Source organism: Streptomyces sp. NPDC028305, from assembly GCF_055569495.1.
Genome location: NZ_JBVHTN010000015.1, coordinates 52,541 through 71,214 on the forward strand (window position 1 = coordinate 52,541; position 18,674 = coordinate 71,214).

Below are 18,674 nucleotides of genomic sequence, written 5' to 3' on the forward strand. Positions count from 1 at the left end.
GCGAAGGATTCGCGACCACCGTGTTCGATACCCTCTCCGACCGCCTCGCAGCGACTTTCAAGAACCTCCGGGGCAAGGGCCGCCTCTCCGAGGCGGACATCGACGCCACGGCGCGTGAAATCCGGATCGCCCTGCTCGAGGCGGACGTCGCGCTTCCCGTCGTCCGGGCCTTCATCAAGCAGATCAAGGAGCGGGGGCTCGGCGCCGAGGTCTCCCAGGCGCTGAACCCCGCCCAGCAGGTCATCAAGATCGTCAACGAGGAGCTGGTCGGCATCCTCGGCGGCGAGACCCGCCGCCTCCGCTTCGCCAAGCAGCCGCCGACCGTGATCATGCTCGCGGGCCTTCAGGGTGCCGGTAAGACCACGCTCGCCGGAAAGCTCGGCCGCTGGCTGAAGGGGCAGGGCCACGCGCCGCTGCTGGTCGCGTGTGACCTCCAGCGACCCAACGCCGTCAACCAGCTCTCGGTGGTCGCCGAGCGGGCCGGTGTCGCGGTCTACGCCCCGGAGCCGGGCAACGGCGTGGGCGACCCGGTGAAGGTGGCCAAGGACTCGGTCGAGTTCGCCAGGACCAAGCAGCACGACGTGGTGATCGTCGACACCGCCGGCCGCCTCGGCATCGACCAGGAGCTGATGCAGCAGGCCGCGGACATCCGCGACGCGGTCAGCCCCGACGAGATCCTCTTCGTCGTCGACGCGATGATCGGCCAGGACGCGGTGAACACCGCCGAGGCGTTCCGCGACGGCGTCGGCTTCGACGGCGTGGTGCTCTCCAAGCTCGACGGCGACGCGCGCGGCGGTGCCGCGCTGTCCATCGCGCATGTCACCGGCCGTCAGATCATGTTCGCCTCCAACGGCGAGAAGCTGGACGACTTCGACGCGTTCCACCCGGACCGCATGGCGTCCCGCATCCTGGGCATGGGCGACATGCTCAGCCTGATCGAGAAGGCCGAGCAGACCTTCAGCCAGCAAGAGGCCGAGAAGATGGCGGCCAAGCTGGCGAAGGGCCCCAAGGAGTTCACCCTCGACGACTTCCTGTCGCAGATGGAGCAGGTCCGCAAGATGGGCTCCATCTCCAAGCTGCTCGGCATGCTGCCGGGCATGGGCCAGATCAAGGACCAGATCAACAACCTCGACGAGCGGGACGTGGACCGCACCGCCGCGATCATCAAGTCGATGACCCCGGGCGAGCGCCAGGACCCGACCATCATCAACGGCTCGCGCCGCGCCCGTATCGCGCGCGGATCCGGCGTCGAGGTGAGCGCGGTCAAGAACCTGGTGGAGCGGTTCTTCGACGCGCGCAAGATGATGTCGAAGATGGCCCAGGGCGGGATGCCCGGCATGCCGGGCATCCCCGGCATGGGTGGTGGCGCCGCCAAGCGCAAGGGCAAGCCGCAGAAGAAGGTCAAGGGCAAGCAGCGCTCGGGCAACCCGATGAAGCGCAAGGCCGACGAGCAGGCCGCCGCGGCCCGTCGCGAGCAGGCGGGGCAGCCGGGCGGCGCGTTCGGCCTGCCCGCCGGCCAGGGCGGGCAGGACTTCGAACTGCCCGACGAGTTCAAGAAGTTCATGGGCTGAGCGGGACGCGAGGGCCGGGCGGGCCGAGGGGCCCGCGGGCCCTCACACCCGCGCGATCAGATAGCGCAGCACGTTCTCCATCCACACCGTGCCGTCCTGGCGCCGGTACGGATGGAGCGCCTCGGTGATCTCCTTGCGCACCTGGACGGCGTCGGTGGCCCGCTCCGCCGCGTCGAACAGCCCGGTCGACAGCAGCCCGCGCACCGCGCTGTCCATATCGGCGTATCCGAAAGGGCAGGCCACCCGGCCCGAACCGTCGGGCCGCAGCCCGGCCCGCTGGGCGAGGCGCTCCAGGTCGTCCCGGCCGCAGGGCCGCCAGCGGGCAGGGGAGCACATGGGGTCGGCCAGCCGCGCGCCCACCCGAAGCACCGCGGAGGTGGCGCACCGCTCCGGTGGGCCCCAGCCGGCCAGGACGACCGGGCTGCCGGGTTCGGCGAGGGCGGCGGCCGCGGTCAGCCGCTCGGCCAGGGCATCGGCGCCGCCGTCTGTTCCGAGGGCCGACAGCGGCTCGAAGGCGGTGACCACGGTGAAGCCGCTCGCCGCCGTCGCAGTCGCCGCCGTCAGGACGCTCTCCAGGCCGCCGTCGCCCAGCCGCTCGCGGGCGAGCGCCAGGCGCTCCTCGTCCGGGTCCACCCCGCAGACCGCGGCGCCGCGCGTCGCCGCCAGAAGGAGGGCCAGTCCCGAGCCACAGCCCAGGCCCAGCAGCCGGGTCCCGGCGCCCACCTCCAGCCGCTCGTACACGGCCTCGTACAGCGGCACCAGCATCCGTTCCTGTATCTCCGCCCAGTCGCGGGCGCGGGTGCGCGGTGGCGCCGTGTGCGATGGGGCGGGGTGCGGGGGGTACGGGAGGTGTTGCCGTACGAGCGTAGATGCCATGGAATGCGCCCCAATCCGACGAGAGCAGAGCAGTGTCATGAGCCCAGGCCTGTGTCACCGTTGTGCGCCGCGCGATCCACCCCCGTAGGCCAGGGAACTGCGCATCCGTCCGCGCGTCCAGAGCTTTCGCGGCCATGCTTGCGTGCCCCGGTTGTGCGCCCCCCCGGCGCGGGCCCTTGAAAACGAGCCCTTGGAACGGCCCCTGAAAAAAGCGGCCCTCACCAAACAGATTCACGGTTGGGCGCGCCGTCGCCGTACGATCGGCGCCATGGCGAAGGCTCCCGTTCTCACCCCCCAGGCGGAGGATTTTCCGCGCTGGTACCAGGATCTGATCAACAAGGCCGAGCTGGCCGACAACGGCCCGGTGCGCGGCACCATGGTCATCCGACCGTACGGCTACGGGCTCTGGGAGCGGATGCAGCAGGACATGGACGCCCGCATCAAGGCCGAGGGCGTGCAGAACGCGTACTTCCCGCTCTTCATCCCGCAGTCGTATCTGACCAAGGAAGCGGAGCACGTCGAGGGTTTCGCGCCCGAGCTCGCCATCGTCACCCACGGCGGCGGCAAGAAGCTCGAGGAGCCCGTGGTCGTCCGGCCCACCTCCGAGACGATCATCAACGAGTACTTCTCGAAGTGGGTGCAGAGCTACCGCGATCTGCCGCTGCTGATCAACCAGTGGGCCAATGTGGTGCGTTGGGAGCTGCGGCCGCGGCTGTTCCTGCGCACCTCCGAGTTCCTGTGGCAGGAGGGGCACACCGCCCACGCCACGTTCGAGGACGCCCGCGACTTCGCCGCCCGTATCCACCGGCACGTCTACGCGGACTTCATGGAGAACGTGCTGGCCATGGATGTCGTCCTGGGCCGCAAGACGGCCAAGGAGCGCTTCGCGGGCGCCATCAACACCCTCACCCTGGAAGGGATGATGGGCGACGGCAAGGCGCTACAGCTGGGCACCAGCCACGAGCTGGGCCAGAACTTCGCGCGGGCCTTCAACACCCAGTTCCTGTCCAAGGAAGGCAAGCAGGAGCTGGTCTGGCAGACCTCCTGGGGCAGCACCACCCGCATGATCGGCGCACTGGTGATGATGCACGGCGACGACAGCGGGCTGCGCGTTCCGCCGCGGCTGGCTCCCGTCCAGGTCGTCGTGCTGGCCATCAAGGGCGACGAGGCGGTGCTGGCCAAGGTCCGCGAGATCGGCGACCGGCTGGCGGCGGCCGGGGTGCGGGTCCGGGTCGACGACCGTACGGACACCCCGTTCGGCCGTCGCGCCGTGGACTGGGAGCTCAAGGGCGTGCCGGTGCGGGTCGAGGTCGGCCCGCGCGACCTGGAGGGCGGCACCGCGATGGTGGCGCGGCGGATTCCGGGCGGCAAGGAGCCGGTGAGCCTGGACGCGCTGCCGGATCTGCTGCCGAAGGTCCTGGAGGAGGACCAGGCGCTGCTGCTGCGCCAGGCGCGGGAGCGGCGCGAGTCCCGGACCGTGGGCGTGCGGACCGTGGAGGAGGCCGCCGAGGCCGCGGCGGCGGGCGGCTGGGCGCGGATCCGGTGGGCGGACCTCGGCCCGGAGGGGGAGGCGGCCCTCGCCGAGCAGGCCGTGTCCGTGCGGTGCCTGGTGGCCGAGGACGGGTCGGTGCCGGACGCGGATGATGCGCCCGGTAACGTCGCCTTTGTCGCGCGCGCTTACTGAGGAGGGCCCGGGGCGAGCGGGCGGGGCGTTACGTACCGCCTTGGTGCGCGGTGGGTGGCTCATCCACACATTTGCGCACCCGCCCTCCTCGGGGCGCATCAGCGCTGAACTGACTGGTACGTGCAAAATATTTGCGATGCCCCGGAATCGGAACACCGGGCGCTCCCCGCTCGTTATCACGACGTGAGCACGACACCACCTGTACTCGCCGCAGAGCTGGCGCAGGCGTGGGCCGATATTCAACGGCACCACCCCGAGCTGCCGGATCTCGCCGCGCCCGAATCGCTGATCGGAGAGTCGTCGTCCGCATGTGGCGCCGAGCTCTCCTTCGAACGGCTGCTGCACGAGGCAGTCCATGGCATCGCCGCGGCGCGAGGTGTCCGTGACACCTCGCGCGCCGGCCGCTATCACAACCGCCGATTCCTGGCCATCGCCGAGGAGCTGGGGCTGGACCATTCCGATGAGCCGCATCCGAGCAGCGGCTTCTCCCTGGTCACGCTCAGTCCCGAGGCGAGAAGGCGCTATCGGACGACCATCGACCGGCTCCAGCGCGCCCTCAAGGCGCACACCGTCGCGACCGCCGCCGACACCACCCGCACCTTCCGCGGGCCGGCCGCCCGGCATGGTTCGTCCGGCGGTGGGGTCCGTGTGAAGGCGGTCTGCGACTGCGGGCGCAATGTCCGCGTCGTGCCGTCGGTGCTGGCCCAGGCGCCGATCATGTGCGGGGGGTGCGGAAAGCCGTTCCGTATCCCGGAGCCGGTGGCCGCGGTCGGCTGAGCCGGTGCGGTGTGGCACAATGGTCAGCTGTACTCGACAGCCGACCAGGACCCCTCTCTCCTCCGGCTGACGCGTCCATCGGGCACTCGGGTACCGCAACCCCACGCGGCACTTCGCGGTGCTCAATCACGTCAAGACCAGGAGACACCACTCCCGTGGCAGTCAAGATCAAGCTGAAGCGTCTGGGCAAGATCCGTTCGCCTCACTACCGCATCGTCGTCGCCGACTCCCGTACCCGCCGTGACGGCCGGGCCATCGAGGAGATCGGTCTGTACCACCCGGTGCAGAACCCCTCGCGCATCGAGGTCGACTCGGAGCGTGCGCAGTACTGGCTGGGTGTCGGCGCGCAGCCGACCGAGCCGGTGCTCGCCATCCTGAAGGTCACCGGCGACTGGCAGAAGTTCAAGGGCCTGCCCGCCCCGGCCCCGATGCTCGTCGCCGAGCCGAAGGCCGACAAGCGCGCCCTGTTCGAGGCCGCCGCCAAGGACAGCGGCGCCGAGCCGAAGGGTGAGGCGATCACCCCGAAGGCGAAGAAGTCCGAGAAGAAGTCGGACGAGGCGGCCGCTGACGCGGCGGCCGAGTCGACCGCGTCGACCGAGGCCTGAGCATGCTCGAGGAGGCCCTCGAGCACCTGGTGAAGGGCATCGTCGACAACCCCGACGAAGTGCAGGTCGCCTCGCGCAACCTGCGGCGCGGGCAGGTGCTGGAGGTCCGGGTGCACCCCGACGATCTCGGCAAGGTGATCGGCCGTAACGGCCGCACCGCCCGCGCCCTGCGCACCGTCGTGGGCGCCATCGGCGGCCGTGGTATCCGCGTCGACCTCGTCGACGTGGACCAGGTTCGCTGAGCAGCGTCAAGAAGAGCACCGGCACGGGCCGGGGAGGGCTATGGGCCGTCCCCGGCCCGTGTGCGTGAAGGGAACTGGGAACAGTGCAGTTGGTTGTGGCGCGGATCGGCCGCGCCCACGGCATCAAGGGTGAGCTCACCGTCGAGGTGCGCACCGACGAGCCGGAGCTTCGGCTCGGCCCGGGTGCCGTTCTGGCCACCGAGCCCGCCTCCGTCGGGCCGCTGACCATCGAGACCGGCCGGGTGCACAGCGGCCGCCTGCTGCTGCGCTTCACGGGGGTCGCGGACCGCACGGCTGCCGAGGCGCTGCGCGGCACCCTGCTCATCGCGGAGGTCGATCCCGAGGAGACTCCTGAGGACCCCGAGGAGTTCTACGACCATCAGCTGATCGACCTGGACGTGGTCACGGTCGACGGCACGGAGGTCGGCCGGATCGCGGAGATCTCCCATCTGCCGTACCAGGACCTGCTGATCGTCCGGCGGCCCGACGGCAGCGATGTGATGATCCCCTTTGTCTCCGAGGTGGTGCCGGAGATCGATCTCGAGGAGCAGCGCGCCGTCATCGACCCGCCGCCCGGACTGCTCGACGAGACCGAGGCCGAGGTCGCCCGCGGCGAGGGCGGCGCCGAGCGCGGGGGCGCATGATGCGGCTGGACGTCGTCACGATCTTTCCGGAGTATCTGGAGCCGCTGAACGTCTCGCTGGTCGGCAAGGCGCGCGCCCGGGGACAGCTGGATGTACGCGTCCATGATCTGCGCGGCTGGACGCACGACCGGCACAACACCGTCGACGACACCCCGTACGGCGGCGGGCCCGGCATGGTCATGAAGCCCGAGCCGTGGGGCGAGGCGCTGGACGCGATCATCGAGTCGGGGAGCGGTGGACAGAACGCGGGGGACGGCGAGCCGGAGGGCACCGGAGGCGGGGCGGCGGAGCTGCCCGCGCTGGTCGTGCCCACCCCGAGCGGCCGCCCGTTCACCCAGGCCCTCGCCGTCGAGCTCGCCGAGCGCCCCTGGCTGGTCTTCACCCCGGCCCGCTACGAGGGCATCGACCGCCGGGTGATCGACGAGTACGCCGAGCGGCTGGATGTGTACGAGATCTCCATCGGCGACTATGTGCTGGCCGGCGGGGAGGCCGCGGTTCTGGTGATCACGGAGGCCGTGGCCCGGCTGCTGCCCGGGGTGCTGGGCAACGCCGAGTCGCACCGCGACGACTCCTTCGCCCCCGGCGCGATGGCCGATCTGCTGGAGGGGCCCGTCTACACCAAGCCGCCGGAGTGGCGCGGCCGGGGCATCCCGGAGGTGCTGCTCAGCGGCCACCACGGCAACGTCGCGCGCTGGCGCCGGGACGAGGCGTTCCGCCGCACCAGCCGCAACCGCCCGGACCTCATAGCGCGCTGCGACCCAACGGCGCTGGACAAGCACGACCGGAGGCTCCTGGCGGAACTGGGCTGGGAGGAAACGTCAGTGAGCGAGCCCAAGGGCGCGCCGCTGTCGAAAGGGCTGAGGAGGAGGGAGCGAGGGCTCGAATCCGATATGCCGCTCCGCGGCGTGGGCGACCGCGTGACGAAGCCCGTCGACAGGGGGCACCGCCCGGCGGTAGCCGGGGGAGGACCCGAGCGCCTGGAGGCGAGCGAACACAATAAAGAGCCCGGATTTGGGTGGCCGGGGCCGGTCGTGGAAGAATAGGCCGCTGCCGTACGTCCGGCGCGCGCCCCTGCCACAGGGGGATCGACGCCCGCCCGACCAGGCGGCATTCCGAATCATCATCCGATATACCGCTGATGACCTGTGGCATCGGCGAGGAAAGCAGACGATCATGTCTCACGTGCTCGACTCCGTCGACGCCGCGTCGCTGCGCAGCGACATCCCGACCTTCCGCCCCGGCGACACGGTCAACGTCCACGTCCGCGTCATCGAGGGCAACCGCTCCCGTGTCCAGCAGTTCAAGGGCGTCGTCATCCGCCGCCAGGGCTCTGGTGTCCGCGAGAGCTTCACCGTTCGCAAGGTGAGCTTCAGCGTCGGCGTCGAGCGTACCTTCCCGGTGCACACCCCGATCGTCGAGAAGATCGAGGTCGTCACCCGCGGTGACGTCCGCCGCGCCAAGCTGTACTACCTGCGTGACCTCCGCGGCAAGGCCGCGAAGATCAAGGAGAAGCGCGACAACTGAGTTTTGCGCGACAACTGAGCTACTGCCGGACGGCACAGGCGGGCCGGATAGGCTCTGGCCCGATGGAGACCGACGCACAGCTCCCGGAGCGCGATCGCTCCTCCGGCCCTCACGAGGGTCAGGAGGAGCGATCGCGCTCTTCGCGTACGGGCTCCGGGCCGGCGCTCGGGCGCGGGCTCCGGTGGCTCACCGGGGGCGGGCTCTGGCGGCGGGCCGGGGTGCTCGCGGCGGCCTGTCTCGCGTTCGTCCTTCTGCTGACCGCCTTCGTGGTGCAGCCTTTCCTGATCCCCAGCGGATCGATGGAGAACACGTTTCGGCTCGGAGACCGGGTCCTGGTGAACAAGCTGGCGTACCGTTTCGGTGACACGCCGCGCCGCGGTGACGTCATCGTGTTCGACGGCACCGGTTCCTTCGTCCAGGAGGAGCCGGACCGGAACTCGGTGGCGGCGCTGCTGCGGGAGGCGGCCGCGGCGGTCGGGCTGGCCGAACCGGCCGAGACCGACTACATCAAGCGTGTCGTGGGCGTGGGTGGTGACCGGGTCAGGTGCTGCGACAAGCGGGGGAGGATCGAGGTGAACGGGGAGCCGGTGGACGAGGACTACCTGTTTCCGGGGGATGCCCCGTCACAGGTCCCGTTCGACATCGTGGTGCCGGAGGGCAGGCTGTGGGTGATGGGGGACCACCGCAGTGATTCCAGGGACTCGCGGGACCACCTCGGCGACCCCGGCGGGGGCACGGTCCCGGTCGACAAGGTGATCGGACGCGCGGACTGGATCGGCTGGCCGGTCGGCCGCTGGACCGGAGTGGACCGCCCGGCGGCCTTCGGGCGCGTGCCGGAGCCGGCCGCGGGCGGGGCGCATGGGTAACCGTGGACGGTCCCGGCACGGGACCCGCAGCCCCGCTCCCGCGCACGGCGTGGGCGTGCCGCGCACCGGACCGCGTCTGGGCGGGCGTGCGGAGCGGCGAAAGGTGCAGCGCCGGATCAAGCGCAGACGGCGCCGTTCGGCCATGAAGGAGATCCCGATCCTGATCGGGGTGGCGCTGGTGATCGCCCTGGTGCTCAAGACTTTTCTGGTGCAGGCGTTTGTGATCCCGTCGGGCTCGATGGAGCAGACGATCAGGATCGGCGACCGGGTGCTGGTGGACAAGCTCACACCGTGGTTCGGCTCGAAGCCGTCGCGCGGCGATGTGGTGGTGTTCAAGGACCCCGGAAACTGGCTCGAGGCCGAGCGGAAGCCGTCCAAGGCGGATCCGGTGGTCATCAAGCAGGGCAAGGAGTTTCTGACCTGGATCGGGTTGCTGCCGTCCTCGAACGAGCAGGATCTGATCAAGCGGGTGGTCGGGGTCGGCGGCGATACGGTGGCCTGCTGTGACCAGAACGGGCAGGTGACGGTCAACGGCACGCCGCTGGACGAGCGGCGGTATCTGCACCCGGATAATGCGCCCTCGGAGCGCCGGTTCAAGGTGACCGTGCCTCAGGGGCGGCTCTTTGTGATGGGCGATCACCGGGCCAATTCGGCTGACTCCAGGGTCCACCTGGACGAGCCCGGCCAGGGAACCGTCTCGGAGGATCTGGTCGTCGGCCGGGCGATCGTGATCGCGTGGCCCTTCGGTCACTGGCGGAGCCTGGAAGAACCTGAGACATATGCCTCAGTGAAGGACGCGCCGAGCGGGGCGACGCAGGCACGCGGCTCGCCGCATAGGCTGTCCTCGGGCCAGCAAGGGTTGGTCCAGCTCCCGACCCCTGCGGAACTCCCGCTCGTTATGGGAGTGGTGGGCCTGCGCCGTTCGTGGCGCGGGCGGCAGAGCGGCGTGAGGAGTGAATGTGGGGGATTTGGCGGTCGGCGCTCGATCCGGTCACGAAGAGCCCGAAAGGCAACCGGGGGAGAGCGGAGAGCCACCCACGCACGAGGCGCGCCCAGCCGGTGCGCCTACGGGCGGGGCCCCCGAGACGCCGGAGGGCTCCGGTGCGACGGACGCCGCGGCTCCGTCGGCGGGCGGCGCACCGGACGCTCCGGGCTCTCCTGAATCTCCGGTCTCTCTCGGCAAGCCGGGCCCCTCGGACCCCCCTGGCGCAGGGGATTCCCCGGGCTCCTCGGATCCCGCGGATCCTTCCGATGCCGAGGGGAAGAAGGAGAGGGAGGGGGACAAGGACGGCCAGGACAAGGACAGAGACAAGAGCAAGGCGCAGCGCTCGTTCTGGAGAGAGCTGCCGATTCTCGTCGGTATCGCGCTGCTGCTCGCCCTGCTGATCAAGACTTTCCTGGTACAGGCGTTCTCCATCCCCTCCGACTCGATGCAGAACACTTTGCAGCGCGGCGACCGGGTGCTGGTGGACAAGCTGACGCCGTGGTTCGGCGCCGAGCCGGAGCGTGGCGAGGTCGTCGTCTTCCATGACCCGGGCGGCTGGCTCGGCGAGACCCAGCAGTCCGACTCGGGTCCGCTCGCCAGGGGCGTCCAGCGGGTGCTCAGCTTTATCGGCCTGATGCCGTCCGCGGAGGAGAAGGACCTGATCAAGCGGGTCATCGCGGTCGGCGGGGACACGGTCGAGTGCCAGAAGGGCGGGCCGGTCAAGGTCAACGGCAAGGCGCTGAACGAGAAGAAGTACATCTTCCCCGGGAACACGCCCTGCGACGACAAGCCGTTCGGCCCGATCAAGGTGCCCAAGGGCCGGATCTGGGTGATGGGCGACCACCGCCAGGACTCTCTGGACTCCCGTTACCACCAGAATCTGGACAATGGCACGGTCTCCGTGGACAAGGTAGTCGGGCGGGCCATCGTGGTCGCCTGGCCGATCGACCGCTGGTCCACCCTCTCCGTTCCCAGCACCTTCGACCAGCGTGGGCTGAGCGCGGCGGCCGCCGTGGCGCCCTCGGCGCTGGGGCTCGCGGGCGCGGCGCCGATCGTGCTGTGGCGCCGTCGGCGGCTCGTCCGCAAGGAGCGCGAAGCGACGACCGCCTGAGGTCCGTACCGGCGGGTAGGGTGCTGATCTACGCCTGATCTACGTCTGCTATGCGAGGCAGGAGCACTGGAATGAGCGGAGCCCGGCAGGTCGGAGGCGGCAAGGGGCTCGGGAGCGTGTTGTCCGGGCTGGCGGTCGGGGTCGGCTTCGTGCTCTTCCTGGGCGCGTTCGTCTGGGGAGCGGTGGTCTACAAGCCGTACACGGTCCCGACCGACTCGATGGCGCCCACCATCGGCCAGGGCGATCGCGTGCTCGCGGAGCGAATAGACGGCGACGAGGTGCGCCGTGGCGACGTGGTCGTCTTCAAGGACTCGGTCTGGGGCGATCTGCCGATGGTCAAGCGGGTCATCGGGGTCGGCGGGGACACGGTCGCCTGCTGCGACAAGCAGGGCCGGGTGACGGTGAACGGCAAGCCCCTCGAGGAACCGTATCTGCACAGCAAGGGACCGGCCTCGCCCACCACCTTCTCGGCCACGGTGCCCAAGGGGAAGCTGTTTCTGCTGGGCGACCACCGCAGCGACTCCCTGGACTCCCGTGTGCATCTGACCGACGGCACGGACGGGGCTGTTTCGCGCGGCTCGGTGAGCGGCCGGGTGGACGCCCGGGCCTGGCCGCTGGACCTGGGGCTGCTGGAGCGGCCGGAGGCGTTCGGGGCGCTGCCGGGCGGCGTCTCGCAGCCGGGGCCGCTGCGGCTCATCCTGATCTCCGCCGTGGTCGGCGCGGTGCTCATCCTGGGCGGCGCGGCGTACGGGCCGCTGGCGCGCCTGCGGGGGCGCGGCGGCAAGCGGCCCGCGCGGAAGGCGGAGGTGGCCGCCGATGTCTGACGGGACCCGCTCGGACGACCGCGGCGAGGGCCTGCGCAAGGTCGCGCGGGTGGTTCTGCTCGACTCGCGGGACCGAATTCTGCTGATACACGGCTTCGAGCCCGAGGATCCGTCGACGACCTGGTGGTTCACCCCCGGCGGCGGGCTGGAGGGCGACGAGAGCCGGGAGCAGGCGGCGCGCCGGGAGCTGGCGGAGGAGACCGGGATCACGGAGGTGGAGCTGGGGCCCGTGCTGTGGCGGCGGGTGTGCTCCTTCCCGTTCGACGGGCGGCGCTGGGACCAGGACGAGTGGTACTACCTGGGGCGTACGGAGCAGCCCGCGGCGTGGACCGGGGGCCAGACGGAGCTGGAGCGGCGCAGCGTCACGGGGCTGCGGTGGTGGACGCTGGAGGAGCTGGCGGAGGTGCGGGAGCCGGTGTACCCGACACGGCTCGTGGCGCTGTTGCGTAGGCTGCTTGACGAGGGACCCCCGACTGCGCCGGTGATCCTGGAGACTGAACGCGTCTGACGCACAATGGGGGGACGCACGGCTGAAGGGGAACATGCCATGAGCGCCGAGGACCTCGAGAAGTACGAGACCGAGATGGAGCTGAAGCTCTACCGGGAGTACCGCGATGTCGTCGGTCTGTTCAAATACGTGATCGAGACCGAGCGCCGTTTCTATCTCACCAATGACTACGAGATGCAGGTGCACTCGGTGCAGGGTGAGGTGTTCTTCGAGGTCTCCATGGCCGACGCCTGGGTCTGGGACATGTACCGACCGGCCCGCTTCGTCAAACAGGTGCGCGTCCTGACGTTCAAGGACGTGAATATTGAGGAGCTGAACAAGAGCGACCTCGACCTTCCGAGTGGCTGAGTTGTCCACAGGCGGCCGGTTGTCCACAAAGATCCAATAATTCGGCGCCGGGGCGTCACAGTCGGTGCCGGAGGTGGTGCCGAATGAACGCCCGAGGAGCGCTCGGACGCTACGGCGAGGATCTGGCGGCGCGCCGGCTGTCCGAGGCCGGGATGACCGTCCTGGAGCGGAACTGGCGGTGCCGGGACGGGGAGATCGACATCGTCGCCCTCGACGCCGGGGCGCTGGTGGTGTGCGAGGTCAAGACGCGCCGCGCGGGCGGGTACGAACACCCGATGGCGGCCGTCACCCCAGGCAAGGCCGACCGGCTGCGGCGGCTGGCCGAGCGCTGGCTGGAGCGGCGCGGCGGCCCGCCGCCGGGCGGGGTGCGGATCGACCTGGTCGGTGTGGTGCTGCCCGACCGCGGCGCGCCGGTGGTCGAGCATGTGCGGGGGGTGGCCTGATGGGGTTCGCCCGCACCTGCTCGGTCGCGCTGGTCGGAGTCGAGGGCGTGGTGGTCGAGGTCCAGGCCGACCTGGAGCCGGGCGTCGCCACCTTCACGCTGGTCGGGCTGCCCGACAAGAGCCTGGTCGAGAGCCGGGACCGGGTCCGGGCGGCCGTGGTGAACTCCGGCGTCGACTGGCCGCAGAAGAAGCTCACGGTGGGGCTCAGCCCGGCATCCGTCCCCAAGGGCGGCAGCGGCTTCGACCTGGCCGTGGCCTGCGCGGTGCTCGGCGCCGCCGAGCGCCTCGACCCACGGGCCATCGCCGATCTGATGATGATCGGCGAGCTCGGCCTGGACGGGCGGGTCCGCCCGGTGCGCGGGGTGCTGCCCGCGGTGCTCGCGGCCGCCGAGGCCGGATACCGGCAGGTGGTCGTCCCGGAGCAGACCGCGGCCGAGGCGTCCCTGGTGCCGGATGTCTCGGTGCTCGGCGTGCGGACCCTGCGCCAGCTGATCGCTGTGTTGACGGACGAACCGGTGCCCGAAGAGGAGGAGCTGTCCGAGGAGGGCCGTCCCGACCCGATGCTCGCCGGGCTGAGCGTCGCGGGCGCGGGCCTGGGCGTCGGCGTGGTGGCCGGCGCCGGGGCGGCCGCCGACCGCCGCCCCGATCTGGCCGAGGTCGCCGGGCAGCGGGCCGCCCGCAAGGCCCTGGAGATCTCCGCGGCCGGGAGCCACCATCTGTTTCTGGCCGGTCCGCCCGGCGCGGGCAAGACCATGCTCGCCGAGCGGCTCCCCGGGCTGCTGCCCCCGCTCACCCGGCGGGAGTCCCTGGAGGTGACCGCCGTGCACTCGGTGGCCGGGATCCTCCCGCCCGGACAGCCCCTGGTGGCCGCCCCGCCGTACTGCGCGCCGCACCACTCGGCCACCATGGCGGCCCTGGTCGGCGGGGGAAACGGGCTGCCGAGGCCGGGCGCGGTCTCGCTGGCGCACCGGGGCGTGCTCTTTCTGGACGAGGCGCCCGAATTCAGCGCCCGGGTGCTGGACGCGCTGCGGCAGCCCCTGGAGTCGGGCCATGTGGTGGTGGCCCGCTCGGGCGGCATGGTGCGCATGCCCGCGCGCTTTCTGCTGCTGCTGGCCGCCAACCCGTGCCCTTGTGGGCGCCACTCGTACGCCGGCGACGGGTGCGACTGCTCGCCCGCGATGGTCCGCCGCTATCAGGCGCGGCTCTCCGGGCCACTGCTGGACCGGGTGGATCTGCGGGTGCGGGTCGAGGCGATCAGCCGGGCCGAGCTCACCGGGGCGCCGGTGGCCGGGGAGAGCAGCGCGACCGTCGCCGCCCGGGTGCGCGAGGCGCGGGAGCGCGCCGCCGCGCGCTACGCCGACACCCCCTGGCACACCAATAGCGAGGTTCCGGGCCATGAGCTGCGCACCCGCTGGTACGCGCGGGCCGGGGCGCTCCGCGAGGCCGAGCGAGACATGGAGCGCGGGCTGCTCACCGCCCGCGGCCTCGACCGTGTGCTGCGGGTCGCCTGGACCGTCGCGGACCTGGCGGGCCACGATCGGCCGGAGGCCGAGGACGTGGCGCAGGCGCTCCAGCTGCGCACCGGCGTCAGCCGTGGCGTCCCGGCCGGGGCGGCGGGGTTCTGATGACCGGCCCCCTGGAGGGCGCCGGACCGGCGCCCGGCCGCGACCGCGCCGAGGCCGAAGCAGGGCCCGAGTCCGAGTCCCGCGCCGAGGCCGGGGCCGGGGGCGTGTCGGAGGAGGAGCGCCTGGCGCGGGCGGCGCTCACCCGGCTGGTGGAGCCCGGGGACGAGGCGGTGGGGCGATGGCTGCGCGAACTGGGGCCGGTGGCGCTGCGGCGGGCGCTGTGCGGGGCCGGAAAGCCGCCGCCCGGGGCGAGCGAGCAGCGCGTCGCCGGGTGCCGGCTGCGGGCCGAGGGCCTCGATCCGGCCGCCGACCTGGCCGCCGTGGCCGCGCGCGGCGGGCGGTTGGTATGCCCCGGCGACCTGGAGTGGCCCGGTCAGCTCGATGACCTGGGAGACGCCCGCCCGGTCGGGCTCTGGGTGCGCGGCCGGCCGTCGCTGCGGATATGGGCGCTGCGCTCCGTCGCCGTGGTGGGCGCCCGGGCATGCAGCGACTACGGCGCGCATGTCGCGGCGACCCTGGGCGCCGGGCTCGCCGAGCGTGGCTGGGTGGTGGTCTCCGGCGCGGCCCATGGCGTGGACGGCGCGGTGCACCGCGGGGCGCTGGCCGCCGCCGGGGCGACCGTGGCCGTGCTCGCCTCCGGCGTGGATGTCCCGTACCCCCGGGGCCACGCCGAGTTGATCGAGCGCATCGCGGAACAGGGGCTGGTGCTCGCGGAGTTGCCGCCCGGCGCGCATCCGACCCGCAGCCGCTTCGTGCTCCGCAACCGGGTCATCGCCGCGCTCACCCGCGGCACGGTCGTCGTCGAGGCGCAGTACCGCAGCGGGTCCCTGGTCACCGCGCGCCGGGCGGTGAAGCTCGGCCGCCACACCATGGGCGTGCCGGGCCCGGTCACCAGCGGGCTCTCCGCGGGCGTGCATGAACTGCTGCGCGGGGAGGCCGTTCTGGTCACCGACGCCGACGAAGTGGCCGAGTTGATCGGCGGCATCGGGGAGCTGGCCCCCGCCCGGCGGGGGCCGCTGGTGGAGCGGGACCTGCTCGATCCCGTGACGGCTCGCGTGCTGGAAGCGTTGTCGGCACAGGGCGGCAGCGACGGGCGCGAGGTCGCCCGCGAGTCCGGGACGAGCTGCGAGGAGGCGTTGAGCCGCCTGTATGAGCTGCTCGCCCTGGGTTTCGTCGAACGTCATGGCGACCGTTGGGAGTTGGCCCCGCCGACCGGCCGGAACGACGGCACACGGCGAGGCGGTCCTCAGATTTGGGGCAATCGGGTGAAAGGGTTGAGGCGATGACCGTATCCGCGCACCGTCGAGCCGACCCCCTTCGCATACCGCGATGGCTCAGTCACGCTACGCTCGCTAGGTTTCCGGCGGAAGCGCACGTCCTCACCCACGTCATGGCAGAACGGCACAAGGCGACGAATGCCCCAGCACATCTCCGGGTCTGACCGCGCGGCGCCGGCCCCTGCCCGCAGCGCGGTGCGTCCCGCCGCCCCGTCATCGCTCGACGAGCTGTGGCGGTCCTACAAGTCCACGGGCGACGGTCGGCTGCGGGAGCAGCTGATCCTCCACTACTCGCCGCTGGTGAAGTATGTGGCGGGCCGGGTCAGCGTCGGGCTCCCGTCCAATGTCGAGCAGGCCGACTTCGTCTCCTCGGGCGTCTTCGGACTCATCGACGCCATCGAGAAGTTCGAACCCGAGCGGGCCATCAAGTTCGAGACCTACGCGATCACCCGGATCCGTGGCGCGATGATCGACGAGCTGCGGGCGCTCGACTGGATCCCGCGCTCGGTGCGGCAGAAGGCCAGGGCGGTCGAGCGGGCGTACGCCACGCTGGAGGCGGCGCTGCGCCGCACCCCCTCCGAGGCCGAGGTGGCCGCCGAGATGGACATCGGCCTCGATGAACTGCACGGGGTCTTCAGCCAGTTGTCGCTGGCCAATGTGGTCGCCCTCGAAGAGCTGCTGCATGTCAGCGGGGAGGGCGGTGAGCGGCTCAGCCTCATGGACACCCTGGAGGACACCGCCGCCGACAACCCCGTGGAGGTGGCCGAGGACCGCGAGCTGCGCCGGCTGCTCGCCCGCGCCATCAACACGCTCCCCGAGCGGGAGAAGACCGTGGTCACCCTCTACTACTACGAGGGGCTCACCCTGGCCGAGATCGGGCAGGTCCTCGGGGTCACCGAGAGCCGGGTCAGCCAGATCCACACCAAATCCGTGCTCCAGCTGAGGGCCAAGCTCGCCGAGGTCGGGCGCTGAATCGTCCCGCCTGTATCGCTCCCACCACGGCGCCTTCCGTAAAGTGGGAACGTGCCCAGGATTCGAGCGGCCTCCGTGGCCGAGCACCGGACGATGCAGCGCGGCGCCCTGTTGGACGCCGCCCGCACCCTGCTGTCCGAAGGCGGTACGGAAGCCTTGACCTTCCCCGCCCTCGCCGAGCGCACGGGCCTCGCGCGGTCCTCCGTCTATGAGTACTTCCGCTCCCGCGCGGCCGTGGTCGAGGAGCTGTGCGCGGTGGACTTCCCGGTCTGGGCCGCCGAGGTCGAGGCGGCCATGGAGCGCGCCGACTCGCCCGAGGCGAAGATCGAGGCCTATGTGCGACAGCAGCTGGCGCTGGTCGGCGACCGCCGCCACCGGGCGGTCGTGGCGATCTCGGCCGGGGAGCTGGACGCGGGCGCCCGCGAGAAGATCCGGGCCGCGCACGGCGGGCTGATCGCCATGGTCGTCCAGGCCCTCGGCGAGCTCGGCCACGAGCAGCCGCGGCTGACCGCGGTGCTGCTGCAAGGCGTCGTGGACGCCGCGGTCCGCCGGATCGAGCTGGGCGCCGCCGAGGACCCCGGGCAGGTCACGGAGGCCGCCGTCGCCATGGCCCTGCGCGGGGTGTGCCCCTGACGGACACCACCCGGCCCGCGCCGGGCGCCGCGCGGCGCAGGCGCGCGCCGGCCCAGGCCGCCGCGGCGGCCAGCGCGGCGGACGGGGCCAGCTCCCCGGGACCGGGCGAGCGGTGGAAGGGGCCCGCGGCCCCCGCGGTCCGGGTGAGGGGCGCGCGGTCGCCGGCCGTGCGCGGCGCGGCGGTGACGCCCGCTCGCTCCCGTGGTCCTGGTCCCTCCCGCGCTCCCGCTCCCTCCGGCACTCCGAAGACCGGCAGCAGCCGCGAGGGGCCGTGGCCGCGCATCGACGGGTCGAGCAGGGACAGCGGGTCCAGATAGCGGTCCCCGCCGCGCAGCCCCCAGTGCAGACAGCCGGACGGGCAGTGGAAGGGGCCCGCGCCCAGGACGCCCACCACCTGTCCGGCCCGCACCCGCTCACCCTCGGCCACCACCGCCCGCACCGGCTCGTATGTCGTGCGCAGCGGCGGGCGGCCGGTGCCCGGCAGCTCGATGGCGAGCACCCCGCGCCCCGCGACCGGCCCTGCGAAGGACACCCGGCCCGCGGCCACCGCCCGCACCGGCCGGCCGGTGCGGGCCGCCAGATCCACCCCGCGGTGGCCCGCCGCCCAGGGCGCGGGCGGCGGCTCCCAGCCCCGCAGCACCGTCGGTCTGCCCGCGCCCGCCTCGTACTCCACCGGCCAGACCCGCCCGTCACGGCCCGGCGCGGCCCCGCCAGACGCCCCAGCCGGCGCCCCGGCCCCGGCAGGCCCCGCCGCCGTCGCCGCGGGCCAGGGCAGCAGCAGTGCGATCAGGCCGGACAGGACCACGAACAGCGAGGTCAGCCGCGGGGTCGGCGGGGGCGGGCAGGGGGCTGGGGCTCCGGTGTGCGGTCGCATGGAAACACGGTGACGCGGTCGCCCGATTCGTGTGGATCATGGACACGATCTGGGGACTACTCACGGGTTGTGGATATCGCCGTCACCCGGCACCGCACGGGTCCCGTACACTTCTTGTGGCGATCCGGGTCACCGGATCGACTTCGCACGCCCCGCCACCGGCACTCCGATCGGCATTGATCCACGCATCGGTCCCCTCGGACAGCACGGCGGCCGCGTCCCTCGGTCCTCGGTCGAGCCCTCCGCAAGGGCGCCGCCCGTGGCAGACGCGCCGGGGCGTCAGGC

20 protein-coding genes and 1 pseudogene are annotated in these 18,674 nt (G+C 72.0%); 19 read left to right on the plus strand and 2 right to left on the minus strand.

Annotated elements, in window-relative coordinates:
• Positions 1 to 20: 20 nt before the first annotated feature.
• Entirely contained in the window at positions 21 to 1,571 is a 1,551-nt protein-coding gene (gene ffh, locus ACZ4WQ_RS45460; RefSeq protein WP_311727800.1) for a signal recognition particle protein, read from the plus strand.
• A gap of 42 nt (positions 1,572 to 1,613) precedes the next feature.
• Here ffh and ACZ4WQ_RS45465 read toward each other — a convergent pair whose 3' ends face one another.
• Entirely contained in the window at positions 1,614 to 2,447 is an 834-nt protein-coding gene (locus ACZ4WQ_RS45465) for a methyltransferase domain-containing protein (RefSeq protein ID WP_311727799.1), read from the minus strand.
• A 268-nt stretch (positions 2,448 to 2,715) separates the two neighbouring features.
• Here ACZ4WQ_RS45465 and proS point away from each other — a divergent pair, with 268 nt between their 5' ends.
• From proS to ACZ4WQ_RS45555, 18 genes and pseudogenes are all read left to right on the plus strand, one after another.
• On the plus strand, positions 2,716 to 4,131 hold the full coding sequence (gene proS / locus ACZ4WQ_RS45470; RefSeq protein WP_398377033.1) for a proline--tRNA ligase: 1,416 nt from the start codon (positions 2,716 to 2,718) through the stop codon (positions 4,129 to 4,131).
• A 183-nt stretch (positions 4,132 to 4,314) separates the two neighbouring features.
• Positions 4,315 to 4,908 (plus strand): hypothetical protein, encoded by a 594-nt coding sequence (locus ACZ4WQ_RS45475; protein ID WP_311727797.1) that lies wholly within the window; start codon positions 4,315 to 4,317, stop codon positions 4,906 to 4,908.
• 155 nt (positions 4,909 to 5,063) lie between these two features.
• Entirely contained in the window at positions 5,064 to 5,513 is a 450-nt protein-coding gene (gene rpsP, locus ACZ4WQ_RS45480; RefSeq protein WP_311727796.1) for a 30S ribosomal protein S16, read from the plus strand.
• A 2-nt stretch (positions 5,514 to 5,515) separates the two neighbouring features.
• On the plus strand, positions 5,516 to 5,755 hold the full coding sequence (locus ACZ4WQ_RS45485) for an RNA-binding protein (RefSeq protein WP_030011889.1): 240 nt from the start codon (positions 5,516 to 5,518) through the stop codon (positions 5,753 to 5,755).
• 83 nt (positions 5,756 to 5,838) lie between these two features.
• Complete coding sequence (gene rimM, locus ACZ4WQ_RS45490; RefSeq protein WP_311727795.1) at positions 5,839 to 6,399, plus strand: ribosome maturation factor RimM; 561 nt, start codon at positions 5,839 to 5,841, stop codon at positions 6,397 to 6,399.
• A pseudogene (trmD, locus tag ACZ4WQ_RS45495) lies at positions 6,399 to 7,238 on the plus strand (tRNA (guanosine(37)-N1)-methyltransferase TrmD); the annotation flags it as partial. The gene rimM and the pseudogene trmD, both read left to right, overlap by 1 nt.
• Before the next feature lie 334 nt (positions 7,239 to 7,572).
• Positions 7,573 to 7,923: a 50S ribosomal protein L19 gene (gene rplS / locus ACZ4WQ_RS45500; RefSeq protein WP_311727793.1), complete on the plus strand. Its 351-nt coding sequence runs from the start codon at positions 7,573 to 7,575 to the stop codon at positions 7,921 to 7,923.
• A gap of 62 nt (positions 7,924 to 7,985) precedes the next feature.
• Positions 7,986 to 8,789 (plus strand): signal peptidase I, encoded by an 804-nt coding sequence (lepB, locus tag ACZ4WQ_RS45505; protein ID WP_468022894.1) that lies wholly within the window; start codon positions 7,986 to 7,988, stop codon positions 8,787 to 8,789.
• Positions 8,782 to 9,951 (plus strand): signal peptidase I, encoded by a 1,170-nt coding sequence (gene lepB / locus ACZ4WQ_RS45510; protein ID WP_394816825.1) that lies wholly within the window; start codon positions 8,782 to 8,784, stop codon positions 9,949 to 9,951. Before lepB (ACZ4WQ_RS45505) ends, lepB (ACZ4WQ_RS45510) begins: the two co-directional genes overlap by 8 nt.
• A 187-nt stretch (positions 9,952 to 10,138) precedes the next feature.
• The gene (lepB, locus tag ACZ4WQ_RS45515) at positions 10,139 to 10,885 is read left to right on the plus strand and encodes a signal peptidase I (protein ID WP_468022896.1); all 747 of its coding nucleotides are present in this window, start codon (positions 10,139 to 10,141) and stop codon (positions 10,883 to 10,885) included.
• A 71-nt stretch (positions 10,886 to 10,956) separates the two neighbouring features.
• Positions 10,957 to 11,709 carry a signal peptidase I gene (gene lepB, locus ACZ4WQ_RS45520; protein ID WP_358848876.1) on the plus strand — a complete coding sequence of 251 codons (753 nt, stop codon included), beginning with the start codon at positions 10,957 to 10,959 and terminating at the stop codon, positions 11,707 to 11,709.
• Positions 11,702 to 12,217, plus strand: coding sequence for an NUDIX hydrolase (locus tag ACZ4WQ_RS45525; protein WP_311727788.1), 516 nt, complete (start codon positions 11,702 to 11,704; stop codon positions 12,215 to 12,217). The genes lepB (ACZ4WQ_RS45520) and ACZ4WQ_RS45525 overlap by 8 nt, the downstream gene beginning before the upstream one ends.
• Positions 12,218 to 12,256: 39 nt before the next feature.
• Positions 12,257 to 12,565, plus strand: a complete 309-nt coding sequence (locus ACZ4WQ_RS45530; RefSeq protein ID WP_004944840.1) for a DUF2469 domain-containing protein — start codon at positions 12,257 to 12,259, stop codon at positions 12,563 to 12,565.
• 83 nt (positions 12,566 to 12,648) lie between these two features.
• Positions 12,649 to 13,008: a YraN family protein gene (locus ACZ4WQ_RS45535; RefSeq protein ID WP_311727786.1), complete on the plus strand. Its 360-nt coding sequence runs from the start codon at positions 12,649 to 12,651 to the stop codon at positions 13,006 to 13,008.
• Positions 13,008 to 14,633, plus strand: coding sequence for a YifB family Mg chelatase-like AAA ATPase (locus ACZ4WQ_RS45540; protein ID WP_352133759.1), 1,626 nt, complete (start codon positions 13,008 to 13,010; stop codon positions 14,631 to 14,633). The genes ACZ4WQ_RS45535 and ACZ4WQ_RS45540 overlap by 1 nt, the downstream gene beginning before the upstream one ends.
• The gene (dprA, locus tag ACZ4WQ_RS45545; protein ID WP_398377030.1) at positions 14,633 to 15,919 is read left to right on the plus strand and encodes a DNA-processing protein DprA; all 1,287 of its coding nucleotides are present in this window, start codon (positions 14,633 to 14,635) and stop codon (positions 15,917 to 15,919) included. The genes ACZ4WQ_RS45540 and dprA overlap by 1 nt, the downstream gene beginning before the upstream one ends.
• A gap of 129 nt (positions 15,920 to 16,048) precedes the next feature.
• Positions 16,049 to 16,882 carry an RNA polymerase sigma factor WhiG gene (gene whiG / locus ACZ4WQ_RS45550; protein ID WP_398377029.1) on the plus strand — a complete coding sequence of 278 codons (834 nt, stop codon included), beginning with the start codon at positions 16,049 to 16,051 and terminating at the stop codon, positions 16,880 to 16,882.
• A 75-nt stretch (positions 16,883 to 16,957) separates the two neighbouring features.
• Complete coding sequence (locus ACZ4WQ_RS45555) at positions 16,958 to 17,515, plus strand: TetR/AcrR family transcriptional regulator (RefSeq protein ID WP_311727844.1); 558 nt, start codon at positions 16,958 to 16,960, stop codon at positions 17,513 to 17,515.
• On the opposite strand, the gene ACZ4WQ_RS45560 is transcribed toward ACZ4WQ_RS45555, so the two are convergent.
• Positions 17,469 to 18,389, minus strand: coding sequence for a murein hydrolase activator EnvC family protein (locus ACZ4WQ_RS45560; RefSeq protein WP_311727782.1), 921 nt, complete (start codon positions 18,387 to 18,389; stop codon positions 17,469 to 17,471). The two genes, ACZ4WQ_RS45555 and ACZ4WQ_RS45560, sit on opposite strands and share 47 nt — an antisense overlap.
• Positions 18,390 to 18,674 lie beyond the last annotated feature (285 nt).